Origin of the sequence: Oscillibacter sp. UBA6647 (assembly GCA_002455655.1) — a bacterium.
In the GTDB taxonomy this organism is placed as follows: domain Bacteria; phylum Bacillota; class Clostridia; order Oscillospirales; family Oscillospiraceae; genus Oscillibacter.
Window position 1 is genome coordinate 23,334 of the sequence record DKLF01000121.1, and the last position, 23,058, is coordinate 46,391.

Here is a 23,058-nt window from a genome sequence, read left to right on the forward strand (position 1 = left end):
CCTCTGAACGAATACATTGGCGATCAACGGAAATCGGAATGAAAAGTGAAGAAAGGTTGGTAAAACGATGAGTGGAGAAAACAAGGTAAAGGAACCCAGAATGCCAAAACTGTGGGAGGCCCTGCTGACCATGCTGTTCCTGGTGGTCATGCTGGCAATCGGCATCGTTGTCTACGGAGTAGACCCCCACGTTCCCATGTTTATCGGCGTGATCGGCGCCGCACTAATGGCGCTGTATCTCGGTTACAAGTGGGAGGACATTGAAAAGTCCATGATGGACGGCATTTACAAAGCATTGCAGTCTATCATTATTCTCACAATTATCGGCATTCTGATCGGCGTGTGGATTGACTCGGGCGTTGTTCCCTCCATGATTTACTACGGCCTGAAGGTTCTCAAGCCCAGCATCTTCTTTATCGCAGCGCTGCTGATTTGCTCTGTCACCTCTCTGGCCACCGGCACCTCCTGGGGCACCATGGGCACCATGGGCGTGGCTCTGATGGGCATTGGCATGGGCCTTGGCATGAACCCCGGCATGACTGCCGGCGCGGTTATTTCCGGCGCATACTTTGGCGACAAGATGTCCCCCCTGTCCGACACCACGAACCTGGCCCCCGCTATGGCCGGAACCGACGTGATGACCCACGTCAGATTTATGATTCTTCCCACCGCCGTGGTCTACGCTGTGTGTCTGGTGGTATACGGCGTTTTGGGCTTCACTCAGTATCACGGCGGCGAGGCCGACCTGAGTCAGGTGCAGGTCCTCTCTGACGCGCTGAGCGGCCTGTTTAACGTCAATCCGATTCTGCTGCTGCCTCCCGTTATCGTTATTGTGGCGGTGGCCTGCAAGATTCCGGCTATTCCCGGCATCACTCTCGGCATTCTCTCCGGCGCTCTGTGCGGCCTGATCTTCCAGCCGGACTGCACGCTGGGCACCCTTTTCTCCTGCGGCATGGGCGGCTATGAATGCAACACCGGCGTGGAGTCTATTGACAGCCTGCTTTCCAGCGGCGGCCTTATGAACATGATGTTCTCCGTCTCCATGACCATCATCGCCATGATGTTTGGCGGAATTATGGAGTATACGCATCAGCTTGAGGTCATCGTGAACAAGCTGAAGGCACTTGCCAGAACACCCGCCACGCTGGTCACGCTTACCGAGGCCACCTGCGTAATTTCCAACGCCACCATGCCCGAGCAGTACATCTCCATCGTGGTTCCCGGCCGGATGTACGCCGAGGAATACCGCAAGATGGGCCTGCATCCCAAGACTCTGTCCAACGCCTTGGAGGGCGCAGGCACCGTTACCTCCGCCCTGATCCCCTGGAACACCTGCGGCGTGTTTATCGTCAGCACGCTGGGCATTACCACCGCCCAGTATGCACCTTACGCCGTGTTTAACTGGCTGATGCCCATCGTCGTGATTGTGATGGCCTTTATGGGCCTGACCGTGGCTGATGCGGACGGTGTGCGCCTGGCAAGTAAGAAGAAGGGTGCGGCGCCGGTAGCCAAATAATTAAAAGACAGGAAGCAAATGTATGTCTGCAAACCAAACTCGTTATCCCAAATTGGAGATTGATTTGGATAAATTGCAGGAGAATCTGGCAGCGCTCATTGAGCGCTGCCAGGATTCCTGTGTGGAGGTTGCCGGCGTTGTCAAGGGCGCAACGGCGCTTCCGGAGGTGGCGCGGGTGTTCGCCCGCAGCGGCGTGCGATTCGTGGCCACCTCCCGCATCGATCAGCTCCGCTCCATGCGCGCCGCCGGGATTGAGGCGCAGCTAATGCTGATTCGCGTTCCTATGCTCTCCGAGGCGGAGGACGCGGTGGCATTGAGCGACGCAAGCCTGCAAAGTGATCTTACCGTCATCCGCGCCATGAACGCCGCTGCAAAACGGCAAGGTAAAATTCATCAGGTTCTTTTGATGATTGACCTTGGTGATTTGCGGGAGGGCTTTTGGGACGCGGAGGAAGTGGTGGACGCGGCTTTGGAAATCGAAAGCAGCCTCAAAAATCTCCGCCTGATTGGCGTGGGCGTCAACCTGAGCTGCTATGGCTCTGTGAAGCCCAACACAAGGAACATGCAGGGGCTGGTTTCTCTGGCGGCAGACGTGGAAAAGGCCATTGGCCGCCCTCTGGAGTATATCAGCGGCGGCGCGTCCACCTCCATGTACATGGTTCTGAACGGGACCATGCCCTGCCGCATGAACCTGCTCCGTCTGGGCGAAATTGTCCTCACCGGGCAAATTTACGGATGCAGCCCGGACTTTACCCACAAGGACGTATTTACCCTCAAGGCGGAGGTTGTAGAATGCCGGGACAAGCCCAGCTTCCCTGTGGGAGAGCTGACGGTGGACGCCTTCGGCAAAATTGCAAGCTACGAAGACCGGGGCATCCGGCGGCGAGCGCTGGTGGCTCTTGGCCGAGTGGATTACGGCGATTTTGCCGACATTAGGCCCCGGCTTCCCGGTGTGGAAATTCTGGGGGCTTCCTCCGACCACACCATTTTGGATGTGGAGGCTGTAAAGGATCAAATTCAGGTGGGCGACGTGTTGGAATTTGACGTGGCCTACCCCTCCCTGGTGTATCTGACCAACACGAACAGCGTGGAAATTACCTATCGGGGCGGAGAACCGCGTTAAACTCCGCAGCCATCTCCCTTAAACGTACCGGCAGGGCCTCCGCAAGCGGAGGCCCTGCTCGTTTTTTGCAGAATCGGGTTATCTGCCGAGATAAAATTGCAATTTATGCAGGTCAAAATTTTTCCGCTATTTGTTTAATGCGTTATTCACTAAAACCGCAATATTTATCATTGAATTTGATCTCCTTTTGGTGAAACCCACTGATATAGGTGTATTGACAATTCGTCTCCAAAGGAATATGATACATTTTGTTTGATTTTTTGAATATTATAGCATTTTTGTAACCTTTTAAATTAAGGCAATATAATCGCCTGCGGCCTTGTCTCGAAATGCATTGCCAGACACTCTGGCTTTTTTAATAAAGACAAATTACGTACATTTCTGCTGTTCTTAGTTTGTTGAAATGCGCGTTTTTGCTTTTTCGGAGACACGCTGACAAAAGACCGTTTTGGCGCAAAACACAAAGAGAAATTGACATTTCAGGCACAAAAAACATAGCAACATTGAGTGTGGGAGGATATATTATGAGAAATTTAAAAATTTCCAGAAAGCTAACCATTGGGTTTGGGACCGTTTTTGCTCTGCTGATTATTTCAACCGTTATTTCCTTATTTAGTCTGAATACACTGTATTCGCAGATTACTCGATATCAAGACGACGCTCTTCCAAACACCGTAAATGTCTGGACTTTGCGCAGGTATAACATCTCCCTGCAACGGTACATGGCTCTGGTGTTTCTGACTGACGACGCATCGCAGCAGCAGAAATATATAGATAAGATTACTTCCGAGCAGGTCGGGCTTGACGAAGTGCTGGTGGATTTTAGGGCGGCTTCCGGTGCAAGTGAGGAAACCCTAAAGAGTCTTGATGAAATTATGGAACAAAATGCGACCTATCAGCAAGTCCTGCTTTCTTATGCAAAGCGCGGTACTGCCGATTCGCTGGAACAGGGCAAACAGCTATTGATTGACGAGTATATTCCCAATGCCTCACAAGTTGGGGATGTTGTGAACGAGGTTGCGGAAACCATCAACACCCGCATGAGCGAACTTAACGTGCAAGCCGCGCGGACAAGAGCAATCTCGCTGGCTGTTCTTGCGGGATCCGCACTTTTCTCATTATTTTTCTGTATCATCATCACCATTATGATTACCCGCTCGATTGCAAGGCCCATTAGGGAGATCGAGGGCGTATACAAAGAAATCGAAAAAGGCAATATGCGCGCTCAGATTACTTATAAGAGCAAGGACGAGCTGGGCCGTATGGCTGACAGCATCCGAACCGCAAATGAAAAGATACTGTCTTACATACAGGACATCGGGGCCAAGCTGGAGCTTCTCGCAGGCGGAGATATGAGAATACGGGTTGACTTGGACTACGAAGGTGATTTCAAGCCCATTAAGCATGGCCTTGTAGCAACCGCTTCAGCGCTCAACAACGTGCTCTCCGCTATTAACGAGGCTTCAAACCAGGTTGACACAGGCGCGGGACAGGTTTCCAGCGGGGCGCAGGCTCTGGCAGCGGGAACAACCGAGCAGGCTGCAACCGTGGAAGAGCTGAACTCCTCCATCACCAGCGTCTCTCAGTTGGCCGAAAGCAATGCGCTCAGCGTGAAAAAGGCCTCTGAGTATGTAAATCAGGTCGGTGAGAGCACGGCAGTCAGCAACGAGTATATGCAGCGTCTTAACATCGTCATGAAAGAGATCGGCGACTCTTCTCAGCAAATTTCAAAGATTACAAAGCTGGTGGAGGACATCGCGTTCCAGACAAATATTCTTTCCCTGAACGCCGCTGTCGAGGCCGCCCGTGCCGGAAGCGCCGGCAAGGGCTTTGCCGTTGTCGCCGATGAGGTTCGAAACCTCGCAGCCAAGTCCGCCGAGGCCGCGCAGCAAACCGCCGAGCTGATTGAAAAGTCCGTTTCCACAGTTGCGGAGGGTGAAAAGCTGGCGGCGGATACCCTTGCGCGTCTGGCCGACGTTTCTGGAAAAGCCGGTATGGTCGTGCAGGCAATGCAGGAAATCGAAGCCGCTTCTTCTGAGCAGGCTGCTTCTATCGAGCAGGTCAGCGAGGGCCTGACGCAAGTTTCCACCGTCGTTCAGACAAATGCCGCAACTGCCGAGGAAAGCTCCGCCTCCAGCGAGGAACTGGCCGCGCAGGCACAGGCTTTGCAGCATGAAATCGCAAAATTCAAGCTGGAGGATTATGACAGCACCGTGCGGCTCCCCTCCAAAGACCCGGAGACAGGCGCGGAGTTGGTCGAGGCTATTCCGGAATCCCGGGCGGCGCTTACCGCAGGCCGGGAAAAATATTAAACACAGTCCATGGGAATGCGCCACCGATAGTGGCGCATTCCCATGAATATTCATAGCTTTCCACAGCGCTGCTCGGAGGCGGATGGACGCGTCTGTTGCGGCGCACCGCAGCGTTGGTTCCATTCAAGCACAGCTCTTTCCGGCATTGCGAAGCTATAAAAGCGCCCCTTGATTTCTATTGAAATCAGGGGGCGCTTTTGTCTTATTATAACGCCTTCAAATCAGGGAAATCCTTATTTCCGCGGATTCTTAATGGCGGCCTGCGCGGCGGCAAGACGGGCGATGGGCACACGGAAGGGAGAGCAGGACACATAGTCCAGACCCACCTTGTGGCAGAACTCCACGGAGGTGGGGTCACCACCGTGCTCGCCGCAGATGCCAAGGTGCAGATCGGAGCGGGTCTGGCGGCCCAGCTTCACAGCCATCTCCACCAGCTTGCCCACGCCCGTCTGATCCAGATGGGCGAAGGGGTCGGACTCGTAAATCTTCTTCTCGTAATAGGCATTCAGGAACTTGCCCGCGTCGTCACGGCTGAAGCCAAAGGTCATCTGAGTCAGGTCGTTGGTGCCGAAGGAGAAGAAGTCAGCCTCCTTGGCAACCTCGTCGGCGGTGAGGGCAGCACGGGGAATCTCAATCATGGTGCCCACCTCATACTTCATGTCGACGCCGGACTCCTTGATGAGCCTGTCGGCCACAGCCACCACGATTTCGCGGACGTACTTCAGCTCCTTCACCTCGCCGATCAGGGGAATCATGATGTTGGGGGTAATGCTGTACACGCCCTTCTTGGTGACGGCGATGGCGGCGTTGATCACCGCGGTGGTCTGCATCTCGGCAATTTCCGGATAGGAAACGGCCAGACGGCAGCCGCGATGACCCATCATGGGGTTAAACTCATGGAGACTCTCAATGACGTTTTTCAGCTTCTCCACAGTGATGCCCAGCTCGCCTGCAATTTCCTGAATGTCGGACTCCTTCGTGGGCAGAAACTCGTGCAGAGGGGGGTCCAGGAAGCGGATGATAACGGGGCAGCCCTCCATGGCTTCATAAATGCCCTCAAAGTCGCTCTGCTGATAGGGCAGGAGCTTGTCGAGAGCCTTGCGGCGCTCCTCTTCCGTCTCAGCCACGATCATTTCTCGCATGGCCTTGATGCGCGCACCCTCGAAGAACATGTGCTCGGTGCGGCAAAGGCCAATGCCCTCAGCGCCGAAGCCGCGGCCCTGGGCGGCGTCTCTGGGCGTATCGGCGTTGGTGTAGACGCCCATCTGGCGGTACTCGTCGGCCCAGCCCATCAGGCGGCCAAAATAGCCGGAGTTGGGGTCGGCGGGGATGGTGCCCACGGCCTCGCCGTAGATATTGCCGGTAGAGCCGTCCAGGGAAATCCAGGTCCCCTCGGAATAGGTCTTTCCGCCCAGCTCAAACTGCTTTTTCTCATAGCTCACCACGATTTCGCCGCAGCCGGACACGCAGCAGGTGCCCATGCCACGGGCCACCACGGCGGCGTGAGAGGTCATGCCGCCCCGGACGGTGAGGATGCCCTGCGCAACCTGCATGCCCTCGATATCCTCGGGAGAAGTCTCCAGCCGGACCAGAATCACCTTTTCGCCCCGGTCGGACCACTCCTTGGCGTCCTCCGCGGTGAAGACCACGCGGCCACAGGCAGCGCCCGGAGACGCGGCCAAACCCTTGCCGATGACGGCAGCCTTTTTCAGGGCCTCAGGGTCGAACTGGGGGTGCAGCAGCGCGTCCAACTGCTTGGGGTCCACGCGCAAAACGGCTTCCTTCTCGGTAATCATGCCCTCGTCCACCAGATCCACAGCCACCTTCAGGGCGGCGGCGGCGGTGCGCTTGCCGTTGCGGGTCTGAAGCATATAGAGCTTGCGGTCCTGAATGGTAAACTCCATATCCTGCATATCGCGGTAATGCGCCTCCAGCTTGTTGGCAATCTGGGCAAACTCCTCGTAAACCTCGGGCATCTCGTCCTTCAGCTTGCTGATGGGAGAGGGCGTACGCACGCCGGCCACCACATCCTCGCCCTGGGCGTTGATGAGATACTCGCCAAATAGGGCCTTTTCGCCGGTGGCGGGGTTACGGGTGAAGGCCACGCCGGTGCCGGAATTATTTCCGGTGTTGCCGAAGACCATGGACTGCACGTTGACGGCGGTGCCCCAGTCGTAGGGAATCTCGTTCATCCGGCGATAGAAGTTGGCCCGGGGATTGTCCCAGGACCGGAACACGGCCTTCACGGACTCCATCAACTGAACCTTGGGATCCTGCGGAAAGTCCTCGCCCTTTTCCTTCTTGTAAAACTCCTTGAATTTGACGGTCAGCGCCTTCATATCCTCGGCGTCCAGATCGAGATCGTTTTCCACGCCCTTTTTGGCCTTCATCTCGTCGATGATTTCCTCAAAGCGCTTCTTGCTCAGCTCCATCACCACGTCAGAGAACATCTGAATGAACCGGCGATAGGAGTCATAGGCAAAGCGGGGATTGCCGGTCTTCTTGGCAAAGCCCTCCACGGCCACATCGTTCAGGCCCAGATTCAGGATGGTGTCCATCATGCCGGGCATGGAGGCCCGTGCGCCGGAGCGGACGGAAACCAGCAGCGGGTCGCTGGGGTCACCGAACTTCTTGCCGTTTTCCCCCTCCAGCCAGGTCATATTCTCCTCAATCTCCGCCTGAATGCCGGCGCTGATCTGGCGACCGTCGGTATAATACTGGGTGCAGGCCTCGGTTGTGATGGTGAAGCCCTGAGGGACGGGCATCCCGGCCAGAGTCATCTCGGCCAGGTTTGCGCCCTTGCCGCCCAGCAGCTCGCGCATTTCCTTATTTCCCTCGGAAAATTTGTAGACATATTTTTTTGCCATGTGTTTTTCCTCCGTCTTAGAATTGCCCTGCGGCAGGGAAAGCCAGTAAACGATTGCCTCAAGAATTGAATAGAATCATTATATAGGGATATGAAGGAAAAGACAAGTCACAATTCAATCAGACGAACTACGGAGAGCAAAAATTGTAAGAGAAATTTTGTACAATTTCTACAACGCGCATGAATTTCAGGCCTAAAAACGGAGCGAGTTGATTTATTCACATATTTGACATATAATACAAGCAACTGTAAAATAGGTAAAAATTACGAGGAGGGCTAACTAAATATGCCTTTTCACATCAATTTTACACCCGGAAACGGCTTTGATCCCAGCGGCTCCGGGGGCTTTGGGGGACCTCAAAGCGGCGGAAACGGAGCCACTCCCCCGCCATTTACCCGGCGGCCCAAAAAGGAGCGCAAGCCCCGCAAGTCCGTTGGCAACCGGTTTACCCGTGTGCTGCTCAATCTGCTGGTGACGCTGGCGGTGGGCTTGGCTTATTTTTATGTAAATCTGCCTGCGCTGAATTTCCAAAGCCAGGAGTTTTATGTGTTTCTATTCCTGCTGTGCGCGGTATACTGCGGCTGCGCGGTGCTCACCTCCGGCTTTCAGGGCGACGGAGCGAAGGGTTACTTCCATTTTGTAAAAAAGCAGTGCACAATTCCCTTTTCTCTGGCATTGGCAATGATTATTGTGACGGCGGTGGGCTCGCTTGCGGGCTGGGTGGTCATTCGCGCCAAGAGTTACAGCGAGCTGCTTCCGATTGAGACGGGGGACTTTGCCCAGGATGTGGATGAGATCTCCTATGATCAGATTCCCATGCTGGACGCGGACTCCGCCGCCCTGCTGGGCAACCGGAAGCTGGGCGAACTGGCGGACATGGTTTCCCAGTTCGAGATTCTCAGCACCTATACCCAGATTAACTACCGGGGCCGCCCTGTCCGGGTCACCTCTCTGGCTTACGGCGATGTTATCAAGTGGTTTACCAACCGGGCGCAGGGTCTTCCGGCCTATATCATCATTGACATGGTGACGCAGGACGCGGATGTAATCCGGCTTCCCGAGGGTATGAAATACACCGTGGCAGAGCACTTTGGCCGCAATCTTAACCGGCATCTGCGGTTTCAGTTCCCCACCATGATGTTTGACACGCCGGTGTTTGAGATTGATGAGGAAGGCGTTCCCTATTGGGTCAGCGCCCGCATCGTGAAAACCATCGGCCTGTTTGGCGGCATGGATATTCATGGCGCGGTGCTCACCAACGCCATCACCGGCGAAAGCACGTATTACGAGGATGTCCCCACTTGGGTGGACCGGGTATACAACAGCAATCTGGTGATGCAGCAGTATGACTATTACGGCAGCTATCACAGCGGCTTTTTCAACTCCATTTTCGGCCAGCGCAACGTGACCCAGACCACCGAAGGCTATAACTATATTGCCATCGGAGACGACGTGTATATGTACACAGGCGTCACCTCCGTCACTTCTGACGAGTCTATTATCGGCTTTTTGCTGTGCAATCAACGGACCAAGGAGACGCATTTTTACTCCATCGCGGGGGCAACGGAGTATTCCGCCCAAGGCTCCGCCCAGAGTAAGGTCCAGCAGATGAACTATCAGGCCACCTTCCCCCTGCTGTTGAACATTGCCGAACAGCCCACCTATTTCATGGCGCTGAAGGGCGCGGATGGTCTGGTGAAGATGTATGCCATGGTCAACGTCCAGCAGTATCAGATTGTGGCCACCGGGTCCACGTTGGCGGAGTGCGAAATCAACTACCGCACCGCTTTGGCGGACAACAAGCTGATTGACAACGATCAGGCGGAGGTGGTCCCCTCCGATCAGCAGGAAATTTCGGGCGTTTTGGCAGAAATCCGCTCGGCGGTGATGGACGGAAACAGCTATTACTTCCTGCGTCTGGAGGGAGCGGACACGTTCTACGCCGTCAGCGCGGCAAAAAATCCTCTGGCGGTGATTCTCAACGTGGGCGACCGGGTGCGTGTCACCTATACCGCAGGCAGCGAGGGCAGCATCCTCACCGCGGGCAGCGTGACGGCAGAGGGCAAAACGGCGGAGTCGGTTTTGCCGCCCGCCCAGACGGACGTTTCGGAACCCGACGGAACGCAGACGGAGCAGACGCCCGCCGACGACGCGCAGGCCCCCGCTGAGGTTGCTTGAGTTCTTTAACCCTTCGCGGGACGATCAAACGTGGGCGCAAAGGTTTCTATCTGAAATTTCAGACAATCAAGCGCATCAATTATAATTGTGCTGTGCGGAAAAAGGCGGTGGACGGTCATATGACTGTCCACCGCTCAGTCTGTCGAAGAACCCGGTTTACGCGGCAGCATAAACCGGGTTCTGGCTATATTCAAGCCAGAAAAGGGCGTATGGGAAGCGGAACAAAGAAGTCCTCCACTTCCATTTGGCCAGCTTTTTGAGATTCATGGAAGCAAATTTAAGCTTCACCCAGTTGGTTACCTGAGTGAGGCCTCGGCACTGCGCATAACGCATAGCGTGTTTTTCCTTGGCGTCAGCAAAGACCCGTTCTATGGTTTCTTTGCGCCGCGCGTACAGCTCCCGATATTCCGGTGTGTAACGGGCATCGTCCGCCAGCTCTTCGTAATCCTTCCAAATGTGCCGCTGCACCGTCTTGACGCAATCTTTGGAGTGGGTACACATCTGTCGGGTGGGGCAAGTGGCGCAGATTTTGGGGTCGCTTTTGTATTCCCGATAGCCTTCCCGGTTTGTCGTGGCGTAGCGTAGGGGATGGTATTCCGGGCAGATGATGCAGTCATAGTATTCATCATAAACATACTTCCACCACGCATGGCCGCCTTTCATGGTCATGGGGCGCTTGTAGGCTGTGGATAGTACGCGGGAATCCTTAAAAACCTTCTTGCAGATGTGGGGCGTCTTATAGGCGGAGTCAGCGACGACAGTCTCAATATCGGGAAAGGACGCTGTCACTTTGTCATATACATCATCAAAAGCCACGCTGTCATGGACGTTTCCCGCCGTGACCACGGTTTCCAGAATGAAACCGTTCTTGTCGCAGGCGGTGTGGGCTTCATAGGCAAACTTACGCTCGTGCTCTCCCTTCACAAACAGCCCGCAGTCCGGGTCTGTTACACTCTTTGTCACTGTGCGGGTTTTCTTTTCCTTTTTCCGGCGAGCCAGCTTCTTTTTGGAGGTGTTGTCCCGGCGCTTTTTCGGCGGCACGGGTGGTTCTTCATCATCCTCAAACGGCGCCTTGCCGTGGGCTTCCCGGTCAGCGTTCACCTCTTCCATCAGTTCCTGCGCATAGCGTTTGGATGCTACCGGAATGACTGCCTTGACCTGCTTTTTCGTGTTGGCGCTGGCTTTAATGTGGGTTCCGTCGATGAATACCGCTTGAGGCGAGAGATAGCCCGCGTCCGCGACTTCCTCCAAAATCCACGCAAAGATTTGATTGACTGTTTCCTCTGTAAAGCGGTGACGGAAATTGTAGCTCACTGTGGAAAAGTGGGGCGTCCCCTCCTGAAGCGTGTAGCCCAGAAACCAGCGGTAGGCCGTGTTTAAATAAACCTCCTCCGCTGTTCTGCGCAGAGAGGGCAGCCCATACAGGTGCTGGATGAGCACGGTCTTCACCAGAACAACCGGGTCTACACTGGGTCGACCGTTATCCTCGCTGTAGAGCGGCTCCACCATCTCGTACACCCGTTCCCAGTTTACTGCCGCGTCAATTTTCCGCAGCAGATGATTCTGCGGTACCAGACTTTCCGTATCTACCATTTCTAGCACGCCGCGATCTAATTTTCCTCGTTGCAACATTCCACATCACCCAAGTACTATTTTATCAGATATAAATGAAAAAGCCCAGCTCTTGCTAGGCTTTTTCGACAGACTGGGCGGTGGACGGTCATATGACTGTCCACCGCTTTTTGCAGGTCGAGATATTACTTGTGCACGCAGAGCTTTTCATCCGTATAGCTGAGGTGAGCCGTGTCGCCGGATTTCAGTCCCCCGCTGAGCAATTGCTCCGCCACGGCGTCCTCCACCTTGCTTTGAATGGCCCGGCGAAGAGGCCGCGCGCCATATTTGGGGTCAAACCCTTCCTTGGCAAGGGCCTCCACCGCCGCATCGTCGGCCTCCAGCTTCACACCCATGGCGGACATGCGCTTTTCGGTGGCCTTCAGCATCCGACGGGCAATTTCGGTGATGTCTTCCTGCGTCAGACGGCGGAAGACAATGATGTCGTCAATCCGGTTCAAAAACTCGGGACGGAAGGTGCGCCGCAGCTCATCCAGCACCAGCTCGCGGCCTTTTTCATAGGCTCCTGCTTCATCTTTCACAGCCGCGCCGCTGTCAAAGCCCAGCCGGTTTCCGGCGGAGGTAATGCTGGACGCGCCCACATTGCTGGTCATGACGATGACGGTGTTTTTGAAGTCCACGGTGCGGCCCTGAGAATCAGTGATGCGACCGTCTTCAAGGATTTGCAGCAAGATGTTCCACACGTCCTCGTGGGCCTTTTCAATCTCGTCGAACAGCACCACGGAATAGGGCTTTCTGCGAACCTTTTCCGTCAGTTGTCCGCCCTCCTCGTGGCCCACATAGCCGGGGGGAGAGCCAATCAGGCGGGAGACGGTGTGCCGCTCCATATACTCGGACATATCAATGCGGATCATGGCCTTCTCGTCGCCGAACATGGACTCTGCCAGAGCCTTGCTCAGCTCGGTTTTACCCACGCCCGTGGGGCCGAGGAACAGGAAGGACCCGATGGGCCGCTTGGGATCCTTTAACCCCACCCGGCTCCGGCGGATGGCTCTTGCCACAGCCGCCACGGCCTCGCTTTGACCCACCACCCGCTGATGAAGTTCGTCCTCCATCCGCAGCAGTCGGGCGCCCTCGTCCTCTGTCAGGCGGGTGACGGGGATTCCCGTCCACTCCGCCACCACGGCGGCTACGTCTTCCGCCCGCACGGGACGGTGAGAGGAATTGTTCCGGCGGCGTTTGTCCCGCTCCAGCTCTGCCTGCTCCTGATAATCTTTTTCGATATCTCGGAGCTGGGCGGCCTTTTCATAGTCCTGCGCCGCCACGGCGGCGGTTTTGTCCTTTTGCAGGGCCGCGATTTTCTCCTCCAGACTCTTCAACTCTTCGGAAGGCTCTTCCTCCTCCATCCGTACCCTAGAGGATGCCTCGTCCATCAGGTCGATGGCTTTGTCGGGCAGGAATCGGTCGTTGATATACCGGGAGGACAGCTCCACCGCGGCGGAGAGGGCCTCGTCGGTGATTTTCAGCTTGTGGTGCTGCTCATACCGCTTGCGCAGACCCTTGAGAATTTCAAGGCTGGCCTCCTGCGTCGGCTCGCCCACCTGAACGGGCTGGAACCGCCGCTCCAAAGCCGCGTCCTTTTCAATATACTGACGGTACTCGTTCAGCGTGGTGGCACCAAGGCAGCGGATTTCGCCACGGCCCAGCGCAGGCTTGATAATGTTGGCCGCGTCCACCGCACCCTCGGCGCTGCCCGCGCCCACGATGGTGTGCAGCTCGTCGATAAAGAGAATCACGTCTCCGTCTCGCTTCACCTCATCCAGCGCCTTTTTGATGCGCTCTTCAAACTCGCCCCGGTACTTGGTCCCAGCCACCATGCCGGAGAGGTCCAGCGAAAGGACCCGCTTATCCAGCAGTTCGTCGGGTACGTCACCCAGCGCGATTTTCCGGGCCAGCCCCTCGGCGATGGCAGTTTTGCCAACGCCCGGCTCGCCGATCAGGACGGGGTTGTTCTTGGTCCGGCGGGACAGGATTTGAATGACTCTTTGAATCTCCGCGTCCCGGCCGATCACCGGGTCCAGCTTGCCGGCCCGGGCGTTTGCGGTCAGGTCCCGGGTAAACTCTCGCAGGGTTTTGTCCTGACTGTCATCCCGAACGCCTCCGGTAGGCCGGGTCCCTTCCCGGCCCTGCGCCCGTGGAGCCTCGTTCATTTTCTGCATCAGGGCGGTATAAAGTTGCTTTGCGTCTAACCCGGCGGTTCGCAGGATGCGCACCGCCATGTTGTTTCCTTCCCGCAGAAGGCCCGCCAACAAATGGGCAGTACCCACGAAGTTATAGCCGCCTCTGGCTGCATCCTCCACGGCCAGCTCCACCACCCGCTTGGCGCGGGGAGTCAATCCCTGCGCGGGGTTGCCGCCAGGCAGCCCCGCCCCGACGCTCTTTTTAATAATTTCCACAATCATGCCGTCGGTCAGTCCGGCGGTTTCCAGCACGCCGTGAGCTGTGCCGTTGGGTTCTCTTAAAAGGCCCAGCAGAAGATGCTCGGTCCCTACGTAGCCGTGGCCCAGCTCTCCTGCCGCCTCCTGTCCCAGCCGCAGGGCCTCTTCGGCTCTGGGGCTGAATCTTGTCTCATTCATTGTTTTTCTCCCCTTTCAAAGGAACGTCCTTGTTATTCCGCCTTGGGCGGCGCCTGATCCTTGGCAGGTGCCTGCTGCTGCGGCTTTTCCTGATCCAGCTCGTGAATCTGATCCCGTATTTGCGCGGCTTTTTCAAAGTCCTCCCGCAGCACGGCAGCTCTCTGCTCCAGACGCAGGGCATTTAACTGACGCATTTTCGCAAAATATGCCTGCTCCTTCTCCTCCACCAAGGGTTTTTCCCGGACCTCCTGCTGCTGTGCGGGAGCCGCGCCCAGCGCGGGCATCTGGCGAAAGAAATCGTCAAAAATATCCTCTCCGAAAAGGGACGGTCCCAGCAGAGAGGTCTGGGGGCTGAAAAAGCTGTTCAGCAGGCCACCGCCGAAAAAGTCCTGCATCATTCTGCGGTTATGCGCGGCCACGGCCTGAGTATAGCCCAGCTTTTCGGCGCACTCGCTGCAAAGATGGGCTTTCTCCACATGTCCGTTCACGTTGCTCTCATAAACGAAGTTGATTTCATTCTTTCCACAATGTTCGCATTTCATAATTGTTTCCTCCTCAAGTCTATATAAAAATCATTATCCAAAACAGTTTGTACCGCGCGCGGTCTTGTCTTCCCGGCACGTGGACAGGGAAAATCACTCCACCTGATGAATCAAAACCTGCTTCATCATTTCCGCCCGGACGGAATCACGCAGCTCTCGGGGCACAGCCCCCAGCGCCCGGTCGTCCATACAGGTCAGCAGCGTTTCCCCCACGCTGTCCTCCAGCGCACCGGAAGACACCAAGTTGCTCAAAATCGCTCTTGCCGAGGGGAAATCCAGCCGATCGCCCACGGAGTTAATCACATGCATCAGCAGCATCTGCCGGTCCATGCGCACCCGGGTAATCCGGATATATCCGTTGCCCCCCCGGCGGCTTTCCACGATATAACCGTGCTCAGGGGAAAAACGGGTGCTCATTACGTAGTTAATCTGGCTTGGCACGCAGTTAAACCGCTGAGCCAAATCGCTTCTCTGCACCTCCAGCACTCCGCCGTCGGCCTCGTTCAGGCTTTCTTGCAGGAAGCTGGCAATCAAATCGGAGATGCCCACTTAGACCGCCTCTTTCTCTTATGTTAATTCACTCATAACGCCTTGTATCAGGTTTGACTTTGACTTTCTTTAACCTTTGTTTGATACGTAGTATAGCACCGTCATCAGAAATGTCAAGGGGTATTTTTTGACTTTCTTTGACCAAATTGAAAAGAAATTGTGAACACCACCCAATCTCTCTCAAAAGTTACAAAAAACGCGGTTATACACGACAAACTGCCTAAATTTCCAATATATTTTTCACAGAAACGCTTGCTTTTTTTTTAACGTGTGCTACAATAAATTTACTAATTTTATGGAGGTGCTTTTCCATGGCTTACAAGATTACTTCTGCCTGCGTAAGCTGCGGCTCCTGCGCGGATGTTTGCCCCGCCGGTGCTATCAGCCAGGGTGATGATTCCTATGTGATCGATGCCGGCGCTTGCCTGGACTGCGGTGCTTGCAGCGATACCTGCCCTAGCAGCGCCATCGTTCCCGGCGAATAACCAGATTCGTACATAAAAGCGCCGCAGGTTTTCTGCGGTGCTTTTATTATGCCCGGAAGGGCATCTCTTGCGCGGGGCGGTACTTTGCCGTATAATAGAAGCACATCAGTCGGAAAGGGGGCGCACACCATGGAGCAATGGGACAGCCTGTGCCCCGGGGGCCTGCGCTTTTGCTGGGACGAGCGCGCCCACAAGCCCGGCACCGACAGTTTTTTGCTGGGGAGTTTTCCCCCGCTGCGTCCCGGTCTGCGGGTCTGCGATCTTGGTAGCGGAACGGGGCTTTTGGGTCTGCTCCTCCTTCAGCGACAGCGGGAGCTGCAAATTACCGGCGTTGAAATTCAGCCCCACGCCGCTGCGCTCTCCGACATGGCGGCGGCAGAAAACGACCTTGGGGACCGTCTGCGGGCCCTGCGAGGCGATTTGCGTCAAATTCGGGAGCTTTTGCCCGCCGGGGGCTTCGATCTGTGCGTCTCTAATCCCCCCTATTTTTTGGACGGAAGCGGCGCAGCCGCTCCGGTCCCTTCAAGGCGGACGGCCCGCAGCGAGACGGACTGCTCCCTTTCGGATTTATGCCGCGCGGCAGCGTATCTGCTGCGCTGGGGCGGTGCTTTTTGTCTGGTCCACCGCCCGGAGCGGCTGTGTGATATTTTCTGCGCCCTGCGGGAAAACGGACTGGAGCCAAAGCGACTGCGGATGGTAGAACCCCGTCCGGAAGCCGCACCGTCTCTTTTGTTGGTGGAGGCCCGCCGGGGCGGAAAGCCCGGGCTTTCCATCGAGCCGCCTTTGTGCCTGACGGATGCATCCGGCGGACCCTCGGCGGCATATGCCGCCGCCTATTTCCGAACACCTGAACAAAAGGAGAACATGCCATGAGCGGAACGCTGTATCTGGTCGCCACGCCCATCGGGAATCTGGGCGACTTTTCCCCCCGGGCGGTGGAGACACTGAGAACGGTGGACTTTATTGCCGCCGAGGACACCCGCGTCTCCGTGAAGCTGCTGAACCACTTTAAAATCAAGCGCCCGATGGTGAGCTATCACGCCCACAGCCACGTTTCCGCCGGGCAGTCTATTTTAAACCGCCTGCTGGCGGGAGAAAGCTGCGCTTTGGTGACGGACGCGGGCACGCCCGCCGTCTCCGACCCGGGCGAGGAACTGGTGCGCCTTTGCGCGGAGCAGGGCGTGGAGATTTTGGCCATTCCCGGCTGCTGCGCGGCGGTGAACGCGCTGGCGGTGAGCGGTCTGCCCACCGGGCGATTTACCTTCGAGGGCTTTCTCTCCACCAACAAAAAGGAGCGGCGCGAGCACCTTTCTTCCCTGCAAAATGAACGCCGCACCATGCTGTTTCACGAAGCGCCCCACAAGCTGCGCACCACGCTGGACGACCTGTGTGCCTTTTTTGGCCCGGAGCGAAAAATTGCCCTCTGCCGGGAGCTGACCAAGCTCCATGAGGAGACGATGCGCTGCACGCTGGGAGAAGCCGTGGCTTACTATCAGGAAAACAGCCCCCGTGGAGAATATGTTCTCGTGCTGGAGGGGGCGGCCCCTCCGGCGGAGGCGGAAATTACGCCCGAGGAGGGCGTCCGCCAGGTGCTGGAGCTGAAAAGCCGGGGCCTGCGGATGAAGGATGCGGTGCGGCAGGTGGCTGAGGCTACGGGCCTTTCCCGGAATGAGCTGTACAGTGCCGCCGTGGCCGCCGAAGCAGAGGAGCTTTAAAGAAGCAGACCCGCTTCCAAAATTTCTGCTTCAGCATTTCACATAAGTAGAATACAAAATGCCGCGCCGGAGGAATTTCCTCCGGCGCGGCATTTTATAAGCTCTTATTCGTCTTAAAACCGGGGTAGCTTGGAAACCACGTCCGCGCAGCGGGGGCAGAGCGTGGGATGGTCGGGGTTCTCCCCCACCTTAGCAGACTGCATCCAGCACCGCTCGCACTTGGCGCCGGCAGCCCTGCCCACCTCCACGGTGAGACCCGGGAAGTTGGTCCCCTTGCCCACGGTGGCTTCGGCGGAAGGCTCCGCTGTGGTGATATTGCAATCCGAGACGATGAACACCTCTGCAAGACTCACGCCCACAGTTGCCATCAGCGCCTGCGCCGCCGCGTCGTCGTCCGCGTGGAGAGAGACGCGGGCCTCCAGTGCCTTGCCAATTTTTTTGTCGGCACGGGCGGTTTCCAAAACCGCGTTCACGTCGTCCCGCAGGCGGACAATCGTCTCCCAGCGCTCCATGGCCTTTTCGCCCAGCGCATAGTCCGCAAAAGACCCGTTCATTTCGTTGAGCAGCACGTTGCGCCCGTCATCTCCAGACCTGTGGGTCATGGCCTGCCAAATTTCATCGCAGGTAAAGACCAAAACCGGAGCCATCAGTTTCGTCATGGTGTCCAGAATCAGGAACAGAGCGGTCTGGGCGCTGCGGCGGCGCTTGCCTTCCTCTTCCTCGCAGTACAACCGGTCTTTGATGATATCCAGATAGAAGTTGGACAGCTCCAGCACGCAGAAGTCATTGACGGCGTGGGTTACAACAAAAAATTCATAGTCGTCATAGGCTTTGAGGCATTTTTCGGTCAGCGCGTTGAGCCGGGTAACGGCCCAGCGATCCAGTTCCTCCATCTGATCAGCAGGGACCAGATCATCGGGATTAAACCCATCCAGATTACCAAGGCAATACCGGGCAGTGTTGCGAAATTTCAGATAGTTTTGGCTGAGCTGCTTGAAGATTCTGTCCGAGCCGCTCACATCGGAGTGATAGTCCGCGGAAGCCGCCCACAGGCGCAGCAGGTCCGCGCCGTACTGCTCGAAAATCTCTGCGGGGTCCATGCCGTTGCCAGCCGACTTGTGCATGGCCTTTCCCTGCTCATCCACGGTCCAGCCATGGGTGACACACTCTTTAAACGGCGCGCCCTTGCCAAAAGCGCCCACGGCGGTCAGCACGGAGGACTGGAACCAGCCGCGGTATTGATCCAATCCCTCCATATAGACGGTGGCAGGCCAGAAGCCCTGATCTTTTTTCATGGAGGCATAGTGGGTGGAACCGGAATCAAACCAGCCGTCCAGTGTGTCCTCTTCCTTGGTGAATCCGGATTTGGCGCCGCAGTGCGGACAGGCAAAGTCATGAGGCAGAATGTCCTCCGCCTCCTTGGCAAACCAGACGTTGGATCCCTCTGCCGCAAAGAGCTTGGAGATGGCGTCAATGGACGCGTCGGTGACGACAGGCTTTCCGCAGTCCTTGCAGTATACCACGGGAATGGGCAGGCCCCACTTGCGCTGGCGGGAAATGCACCAGTCGTTGCGCTCCCGGATCATGGACTTCATGCGCTCCTTGCCCCACGCGGGTACCCAGCGTACATCGTCGCAGGCGTCGCAGGCCTCCTCTTTGAAAGAGTCCACCGAGCAGAACCACTGGGGCGTGGCGCGGAAAATAATGGCTCCCTTGCAGCGCCAGCAGTGGGGATAGCTGTGCACGATATCCTCCCGGGCAAACAGCGCGCCGCTCTCCTTCATATCCGCCAGAATCACGGAGTTGGATTCCTCGGTCTTCATCCCGGCGTACTTTCCGGCATAGTCGGTGTGGCGGCCCTGATCGTCCACGGGCACCACCATGTCCATGCCGTACCGGCGACAGGTATCATAGTCGTCCGCGCCAAAGCCGGGGGCGGTGTGGACGCAGCCGGTGCCGGAATCCATAGTAACATAGTCCGCCAGCAACAGGCGGCTGGTTTTGTCAAGGAAGGGATGCTTCGCCAGCATATTCTCAAAAAACGCGCCGGGGTGCGTCTCCACGATTTCGTACTCTTCAAAGCCGCCAAGCTTCATAACCTTTTCCGCCAGCGCCTCGGCCATGATATACACCTCGCCGTTGGGGGCCTTCGCCAGAGCATAGCTCTCCTCGGGGTGCAGGGCGATGGCAAGGTTCCCCGGCAGGGTCCAGATGGTGGTGGTCCAGATGACGAAAAAGAGCTTGCTGTGGTCGAACTTGCCAAGCTTCCCGCCGTCATCAAGCATGGGGAACTTCACATACACGGTGGTGCAGGGGTCGTCCTGATACTCAATCTCCGCCTCGGCCAAAGCCGTCTCGTCGTGAGGGCACCAGTACACGGGCTTGAGGCCCTTGTAAATGTGGCCATTTTTGTACATCTCACCAAAAACCTTGACTTCTTCGGCTTCAAAGCCGGGGTCCATGGTCTTATAGGGATGCTCCCAATCGCCGATAACGCCCATGCGTTTGAAGCCGTCCATCTGCACGTCGATATAGTGCTGGGCAAAATCGTGGCAAGCGGAGCGGAACTCCGGCACGCTCATAGATTTGCGGTCCAGCTTATTCTTCTTAATAATGGCAGATTCGATGGGCATGCCATGGTTATCCCAGCCAGGGATATAGGGAGTATAATAGCCCCGCATGGCATAAGACCGGGTGATAAAGTCCTTGATGGACTTGTTCAGGGCGTGGCCCATATGCAGGTCGCCATTGGAAAACGGAGGGCCGTCGTGAAGGTTGAACAAAGGCTTTCCCTCGTTCTTTTTCAAAAGCGCGTTGTAGAGGTCCATATCCTCCCAGCGCTTGAGCATCTCCGGCTCTCGCTTGGGCAGCCCCGCCCGCATGGGGAAGTCGGTCTTGGGCAGATTGATGGTCTTGTTATAGTCCATGGAAATTCCTCCTAATTATAATTAATCAAAAATATTCAACAATCAGTTGTATTCAAAAACGGCAATCTTACAGGCGCGGCACAGCATCGTTCCGGGGAAATCATGAAACGGAATAATATCGAATCCACCCGCGGAATCATCCCCCGGCGCTCTGAGCAGCACCCTGTCTTCGGGCGCGCGAAAAACCGGCAGCTTCTCCTGCTGTGTCCAGTAACCGTATTTCTGGGTATACATGATTCCGGATTCCATCTCTCGGCCGCACTTTGGACAGTTCATTACTTTAGGATCCCCTTTCAGACAAAATAAAAAACGCCCTGTCTCCTAAAGAGACAGAAGCGTTTAAAATACTTCTGCGGTACCACTCTCGTTGCTTCTCCTCTTGCGGGAAAAAGCCGCTCACAGCCTGCATTCACAGGCCGACGGGTAACGCCGTCACACGTCCTAACTTACTCGCGTCGTCTTTCAGCAGGAGGCTCCAAGGTGATTTTCAGGTCCCGCCTGTCGGCAGCCCTTCCACCAAAATGGGCCGCTCTCTGTGCAAAGGCTGGGTCTTACTCGTCCTTATCCACGCCAACTATTCGATTTTCAAGACTATTATACCCGCCGCCGCCGATTTGTCAAGTCGGAAATTCCCCGGAAGGCGGTCCGGCTTTCCCGAATGCAAAGCCAAAGGGCCTGCCGCCTGCAATTCACAGACAGCAAGCCCCCGGCAAACAGGAACGCAAAGTGTTCCTTTATCACTGGTATCGGTAATGCTTCCCCGTGTACTCGTCCACGCAGGACAAAAACATTTCCCGGCTGCGAAACTCAATGGGCCGAAAGCCCTCCGCCTCGTGGAAGGAGACAATACGGTTCACGGTGTCTACCCATACGCGCCAGAGTCCGGCATTTCTTGTGGCTTCCATTCGGAAAGCTCCCTTCTTCTTATCTGCGGCTTCCGCCGCCCCGCACACAATTTCAAGGCGGAGTTCCCTATCCGCCGTCTTCTTGATTGATATGACGGTTCCCAGAGGCAAAAAGTTTCAGCTTTGCGCCTCTTTTTGTGCTCTTTCTTTTTCCAGCAACCCAATGCCCCGGTCCACCTGTGTCAAAAAGGTCTGCCACGCATCCTCGTTTTCCACGTAATACTTGGGGCAGTTCTTTCCCGATACGTCGTAATGGCGTAAAACGTCCTTGGAGGTCAGGCCAAACGCGTCGCACAAAAACGCCGTCAGCTCCGCCACCCGGTCATAGGTCACGGGGAGAAATTCCCCTGTCTCGTCGGGATGGCAGACCTCGATGGAGAGGGTGTCCTCATTGCGGGTATTGGAGGCGTAGGCCCACTCCGTCATGGGAATGCACTGGAGCACCTCTCCCTCCAGACCCACGATAAAGTGGGCGCTGGCGTAAATCTCCAGATGGCCGTCCTCAAGGCCCTCAAAATAGCTGCGGTTGGCTTCCGCCGAGGTGCCGGGATTGCCCACGTAATGGATGACAATTCCCTTCACCTGCTCCAGCTCCGTGCCGGAGCGGGACCATGGATTCACCGTCAAAAATTCCTGCGTCACATAGTCCGGCAGCACCACCGTCTCCGCCAAAACACCGGCATGAATCTTTCCCCAAATCCAAACGCCAGCGGCGGCGATCACAAGGACCGCCGCCAGGCACAGCGCAAAAAACCGTGGATTCATGCGCCTTCTTTTTTCTCTGTAAGCCATGCGCTTTCCGCCTCCGCGCCTTAGCCAACGTAAACCGCGGTGGGTCCGTCGGCTCCGCCGATGATGGCCGCATCTCCGGATGCAATCTCCGGCACTAATTCATCCGGCACCGGATTTGCCTGAATTTCCTCGGGGTACTGGTTTTCGTAGTACACGTCCTTCTCGTAGTCCTCGTCATAGTATTTCTGATACGTAGTCAGGTCGTCTATATCCACGCCGGCCTTTTCCAGTGCCGCCAGACCGTCCTCGCGTTGCTGGCGCAGCGCTTCGATTTCGCTGTCACGCACGCTCGGGTTGACGGCCTGCAGGGCCACCAGTCGGGCAAGCTCTTCGTCCAGCCCGGCCTTGAGCTTGCGCTGGGCTTCGGCGACGCGTTCGACATGGCGCGGCTTGATCTTGGCCTCGGCGGCGGCGATCTGCGTGGCCAGCACGTCGCGCTGGGCCTGGACGAACTTGTTGGCGCTGGCGCGTGGCACGCTTTCCAGCTGATCGTTGAGCGTGTCGAAGGCCACCTTGGCCGCCAGGTCGTTGCCGTTGCCGTCGAGCAGGCAGCGCAGCGCCAGCGGCGGCAGGAAGCGGCTCAGCTGCAGGGCGCGCGGCGCCACCACCTCGCTGACGAACAACAGTTCGAGGAGCACGGTGCCCGGCTTGAGCGCCTTGTTCTTGATCAGCGCCACCGCGGTGTTGCCCATGGATCCGGACAGCACCAGGTCCATGCCGCCCTGCACCATGGGATGTTCCCAGGTGAGGAATTGCATGTCTTCGCGGGCTAGCGCCTGTTCGCGGTCGTAGGTGATGGTCACGGCCTCGTCGTCGCCCAGCGGGAAGCTGGCGTCCAGCATCTTTTCGCTGGGGCGCAGCACCAGGGCGTTTTCCGAGTGGTCTTCACTGTCGATGCCGAACGCATCGAACAGCTGCTCCATGTAGATCGGCAGCGCG

17 protein-coding genes and 1 other annotated feature are annotated in these 23,058 nt (G+C 56.6%); of the genes, 7 read left to right on the forward strand and 10 right to left on the reverse strand.

Features of this window, described 5'->3' with window-relative positions; all coding sequences use genetic code 11:
• The first annotated feature begins 100 nt into the window (after positions 1–100).
• The 3 genes from nhaC (at position 101) to B2W96_RS09035 (ending at position 4,951) form a co-directional block, all read left to right on the forward strand.
• Positions 101–1,516 carry a Na+/H+ antiporter NhaC gene (nhaC, locus tag B2W96_RS09025; protein ID WP_293009958.1) on the forward strand — a complete coding sequence of 472 codons (1,416 nt, stop codon included), beginning with the start codon at positions 101–103 and terminating at the stop codon, positions 1,514–1,516.
• A 22-nt stretch (positions 1,517–1,538) separates the two neighbouring features.
• Positions 1,539–2,639: an alanine racemase gene (locus B2W96_RS09030; RefSeq protein ID WP_293009959.1), complete on the forward strand. Its 1,101-nt coding sequence runs from the start codon at positions 1,539–1,541 to the stop codon at positions 2,637–2,639.
• Between the two features lie 524 nt (positions 2,640–3,163).
• The gene (locus B2W96_RS09035; RefSeq protein WP_293009960.1) at positions 3,164–4,951 is read left to right on the forward strand and encodes a methyl-accepting chemotaxis protein; all 1,788 of its coding nucleotides are present in this window, start codon (positions 3,164–3,166) and stop codon (positions 4,949–4,951) included.
• A gap of 233 nt (positions 4,952–5,184) precedes the next feature.
• On the opposite strand, the gene ppdK is transcribed toward B2W96_RS09035, so the two are convergent.
• Positions 5,185–7,818 carry a pyruvate, phosphate dikinase gene (ppdK, locus tag B2W96_RS09040; protein WP_293009961.1) on the reverse strand — a complete coding sequence of 878 codons (2,634 nt, stop codon included), beginning with the start codon at positions 7,816–7,818 and terminating at the stop codon, positions 5,185–5,187.
• A 285-nt stretch (positions 7,819–8,103) separates the two neighbouring features.
• Between ppdK and B2W96_RS09045 the strand changes: the two genes are divergently transcribed.
• Positions 8,104–9,996 (forward strand): CvpA family protein, encoded by a 1,893-nt coding sequence (locus B2W96_RS09045; RefSeq protein ID WP_293009962.1) that lies wholly within the window; start codon positions 8,104–8,106, stop codon positions 9,994–9,996.
• A gap of 156 nt (positions 9,997–10,152) precedes the next feature.
• Here the strand turns inward: B2W96_RS09045 and B2W96_RS09050 are convergent, their stop codons facing one another.
• The 4 genes from B2W96_RS09050 to B2W96_RS09065 all read right to left on the reverse strand — a co-directional run bounded on the left by B2W96_RS09050 (position 10,153) and on the right by B2W96_RS09065 (position 15,295).
• Positions 10,153–11,628 carry an IS1182 family transposase gene (locus tag B2W96_RS09050; protein WP_422661833.1) on the reverse strand — a complete coding sequence of 492 codons (1,476 nt, stop codon included), beginning with the start codon at positions 11,626–11,628 and terminating at the stop codon, positions 10,153–10,155.
• A gap of 125 nt (positions 11,629–11,753) precedes the next feature.
• Positions 11,754–14,204, reverse strand: a complete 2,451-nt coding sequence (locus B2W96_RS09055) for an ATP-dependent Clp protease ATP-binding subunit (protein WP_293009964.1) — start codon at positions 14,202–14,204, stop codon at positions 11,754–11,756.
• Positions 14,205–14,236: 32 nt separating this feature from the next.
• On the reverse strand, positions 14,237–14,746 hold the full coding sequence (locus B2W96_RS09060; protein ID WP_293009965.1) for a UvrB/UvrC motif-containing protein: 510 nt from the start codon (positions 14,744–14,746) through the stop codon (positions 14,237–14,239).
• A gap of 93 nt (positions 14,747–14,839) precedes the next feature.
• The gene (locus B2W96_RS09065; RefSeq protein WP_293009966.1) at positions 14,840–15,295 is read right to left on the reverse strand and encodes a CtsR family transcriptional regulator; all 456 of its coding nucleotides are present in this window, start codon (positions 15,293–15,295) and stop codon (positions 14,840–14,842) included.
• 311 nt (positions 15,296–15,606) lie between these two features.
• Here B2W96_RS09065 and B2W96_RS09070 point away from each other — a divergent pair, with 311 nt between their 5' ends.
• From B2W96_RS09070 to rsmI, 3 genes are all read left to right on the forward strand, one after another.
• On the forward strand, positions 15,607–15,780 hold the full coding sequence (locus B2W96_RS09070; protein WP_293009967.1) for a DUF362 domain-containing protein: 174 nt from the start codon (positions 15,607–15,609) through the stop codon (positions 15,778–15,780).
• A 129-nt stretch (positions 15,781–15,909) separates the two neighbouring features.
• On the forward strand, positions 15,910–16,653 hold the full coding sequence (locus B2W96_RS09075) for a tRNA1(Val) (adenine(37)-N6)-methyltransferase (protein ID WP_293009968.1): 744 nt from the start codon (positions 15,910–15,912) through the stop codon (positions 16,651–16,653).
• A complete protein-coding gene (rsmI, locus tag B2W96_RS09080) occupies positions 16,650–17,495 on the forward strand; it encodes a 16S rRNA (cytidine(1402)-2'-O)-methyltransferase (RefSeq protein ID WP_293009969.1) in 846 nt (281 codons plus the stop codon). Before B2W96_RS09075 ends, rsmI begins: the two co-directional genes overlap by 4 nt.
• 113 nt (positions 17,496–17,608) lie before the next feature.
• Here rsmI and ileS read toward each other — a convergent pair whose 3' ends face one another.
• The 5 genes from ileS to B2W96_RS09105 all read right to left on the reverse strand — a co-directional run.
• A complete protein-coding gene (ileS, locus tag B2W96_RS09085; RefSeq protein ID WP_293009970.1) occupies positions 17,609–20,422 on the reverse strand; it encodes an isoleucine--tRNA ligase in 2,814 nt (937 codons plus the stop codon).
• 42 nt (positions 20,423–20,464) lie between these two features.
• Entirely contained in the window at positions 20,465–20,698 is a 234-nt protein-coding gene (locus B2W96_RS09090) for a PF20097 family protein (RefSeq protein WP_293009971.1), read from the reverse strand.
• A 46-nt stretch (positions 20,699–20,744) separates the two neighbouring features.
• Positions 20,745–20,999: a binding site (T-box leader), on the reverse strand.
• Between the two features lie 160 nt (positions 21,000–21,159).
• A complete protein-coding gene (locus B2W96_RS09095) occupies positions 21,160–21,327 on the reverse strand; it encodes a hypothetical protein (RefSeq protein WP_293009972.1) in 168 nt (55 codons plus the stop codon).
• Between the two features lie 117 nt (positions 21,328–21,444).
• Positions 21,445–22,092, reverse strand: a complete 648-nt coding sequence (locus B2W96_RS09100; RefSeq protein WP_312159385.1) for a peptidoglycan recognition family protein — start codon at positions 22,090–22,092, stop codon at positions 21,445–21,447.
• Between the two features lie 47 nt (positions 22,093–22,139).
• The coding region (locus B2W96_RS09105) for a hypothetical protein (protein WP_293009974.1) at positions 22,140–23,058 on the reverse strand (919 nt) is incomplete at its 5' end.

Excerpts from the sequence above, each read along its gene's own strand:
- nhaC (WP_293009958.1), top strand. The coding sequence starts at position 101 with ATGCCAAAACTGTGGGAGGCCCTGCTGACCATGCTGTTCCTGGTGGTC.
- B2W96_RS09030 (WP_293009959.1), top strand. The coding sequence starts at position 1,539 with ATGTCTGCAAACCAAACTCGTTATCCCAAATTGGAGATTGATTTGGAT.
- B2W96_RS09035 (WP_293009960.1), top strand. The coding sequence starts at position 3,164 with ATGAGAAATTTAAAAATTTCCAGAAAGCTAACCATTGGGTTTGGGACC.
- ppdK (WP_293009961.1), bottom strand. The coding sequence starts at position 7,818 with ATGGCAAAAAAATATGTCTACAAATTTTCCGAGGGAAATAAGGAAATG.
- B2W96_RS09045 (WP_293009962.1), top strand. The coding sequence starts at position 8,104 with ATGCCTTTTCACATCAATTTTACACCCGGAAACGGCTTTGATCCCAGC.
- B2W96_RS09050 (WP_422661833.1), bottom strand. The coding sequence starts at position 11,628 with ATGTTGCAACGAGGAAAATTAGATCGCGGCGTGCTAGAAATGGTAGAT.
- B2W96_RS09055 (WP_293009964.1), bottom strand. The coding sequence starts at position 14,204 with ATGAATGAGACAAGATTCAGCCCCAGAGCCGAAGAGGCCCTGCGGCTG.
- B2W96_RS09060 (WP_293009965.1), bottom strand. The coding sequence starts at position 14,746 with ATGAAATGCGAACATTGTGGAAAGAATGAAATCAACTTCGTTTATGAG.
- B2W96_RS09070 (WP_293009967.1), top strand. The coding sequence starts at position 15,607 with ATGGCTTACAAGATTACTTCTGCCTGCGTAAGCTGCGGCTCCTGCGCG.
- B2W96_RS09075 (WP_293009968.1), top strand. The coding sequence starts at position 15,910 with ATGGAGCAATGGGACAGCCTGTGCCCCGGGGGCCTGCGCTTTTGCTGG.
- rsmI (WP_293009969.1), top strand. The coding sequence starts at position 16,650 with ATGAGCGGAACGCTGTATCTGGTCGCCACGCCCATCGGGAATCTGGGC.
- ileS (WP_293009970.1), bottom strand. The coding sequence starts at position 20,422 with ATGGACTATAACAAGACCATCAATCTGCCCAAGACCGACTTCCCCATG.
- B2W96_RS09090 (WP_293009971.1), bottom strand. The coding sequence starts at position 20,698 with ATGAACTGTCCAAAGTGCGGCCGAGAGATGGAATCCGGAATCATGTAT.
- B2W96_RS09095 (WP_293009972.1), bottom strand. The coding sequence starts at position 21,327 with ATGGAAGCCACAAGAAATGCCGGACTCTGGCGCGTATGGGTAGACACC.
- B2W96_RS09100 (WP_312159385.1), bottom strand. The coding sequence starts at position 22,092 with ATGAATCCACGGTTTTTTGCGCTGTGCCTGGCGGCGGTCCTTGTGATC.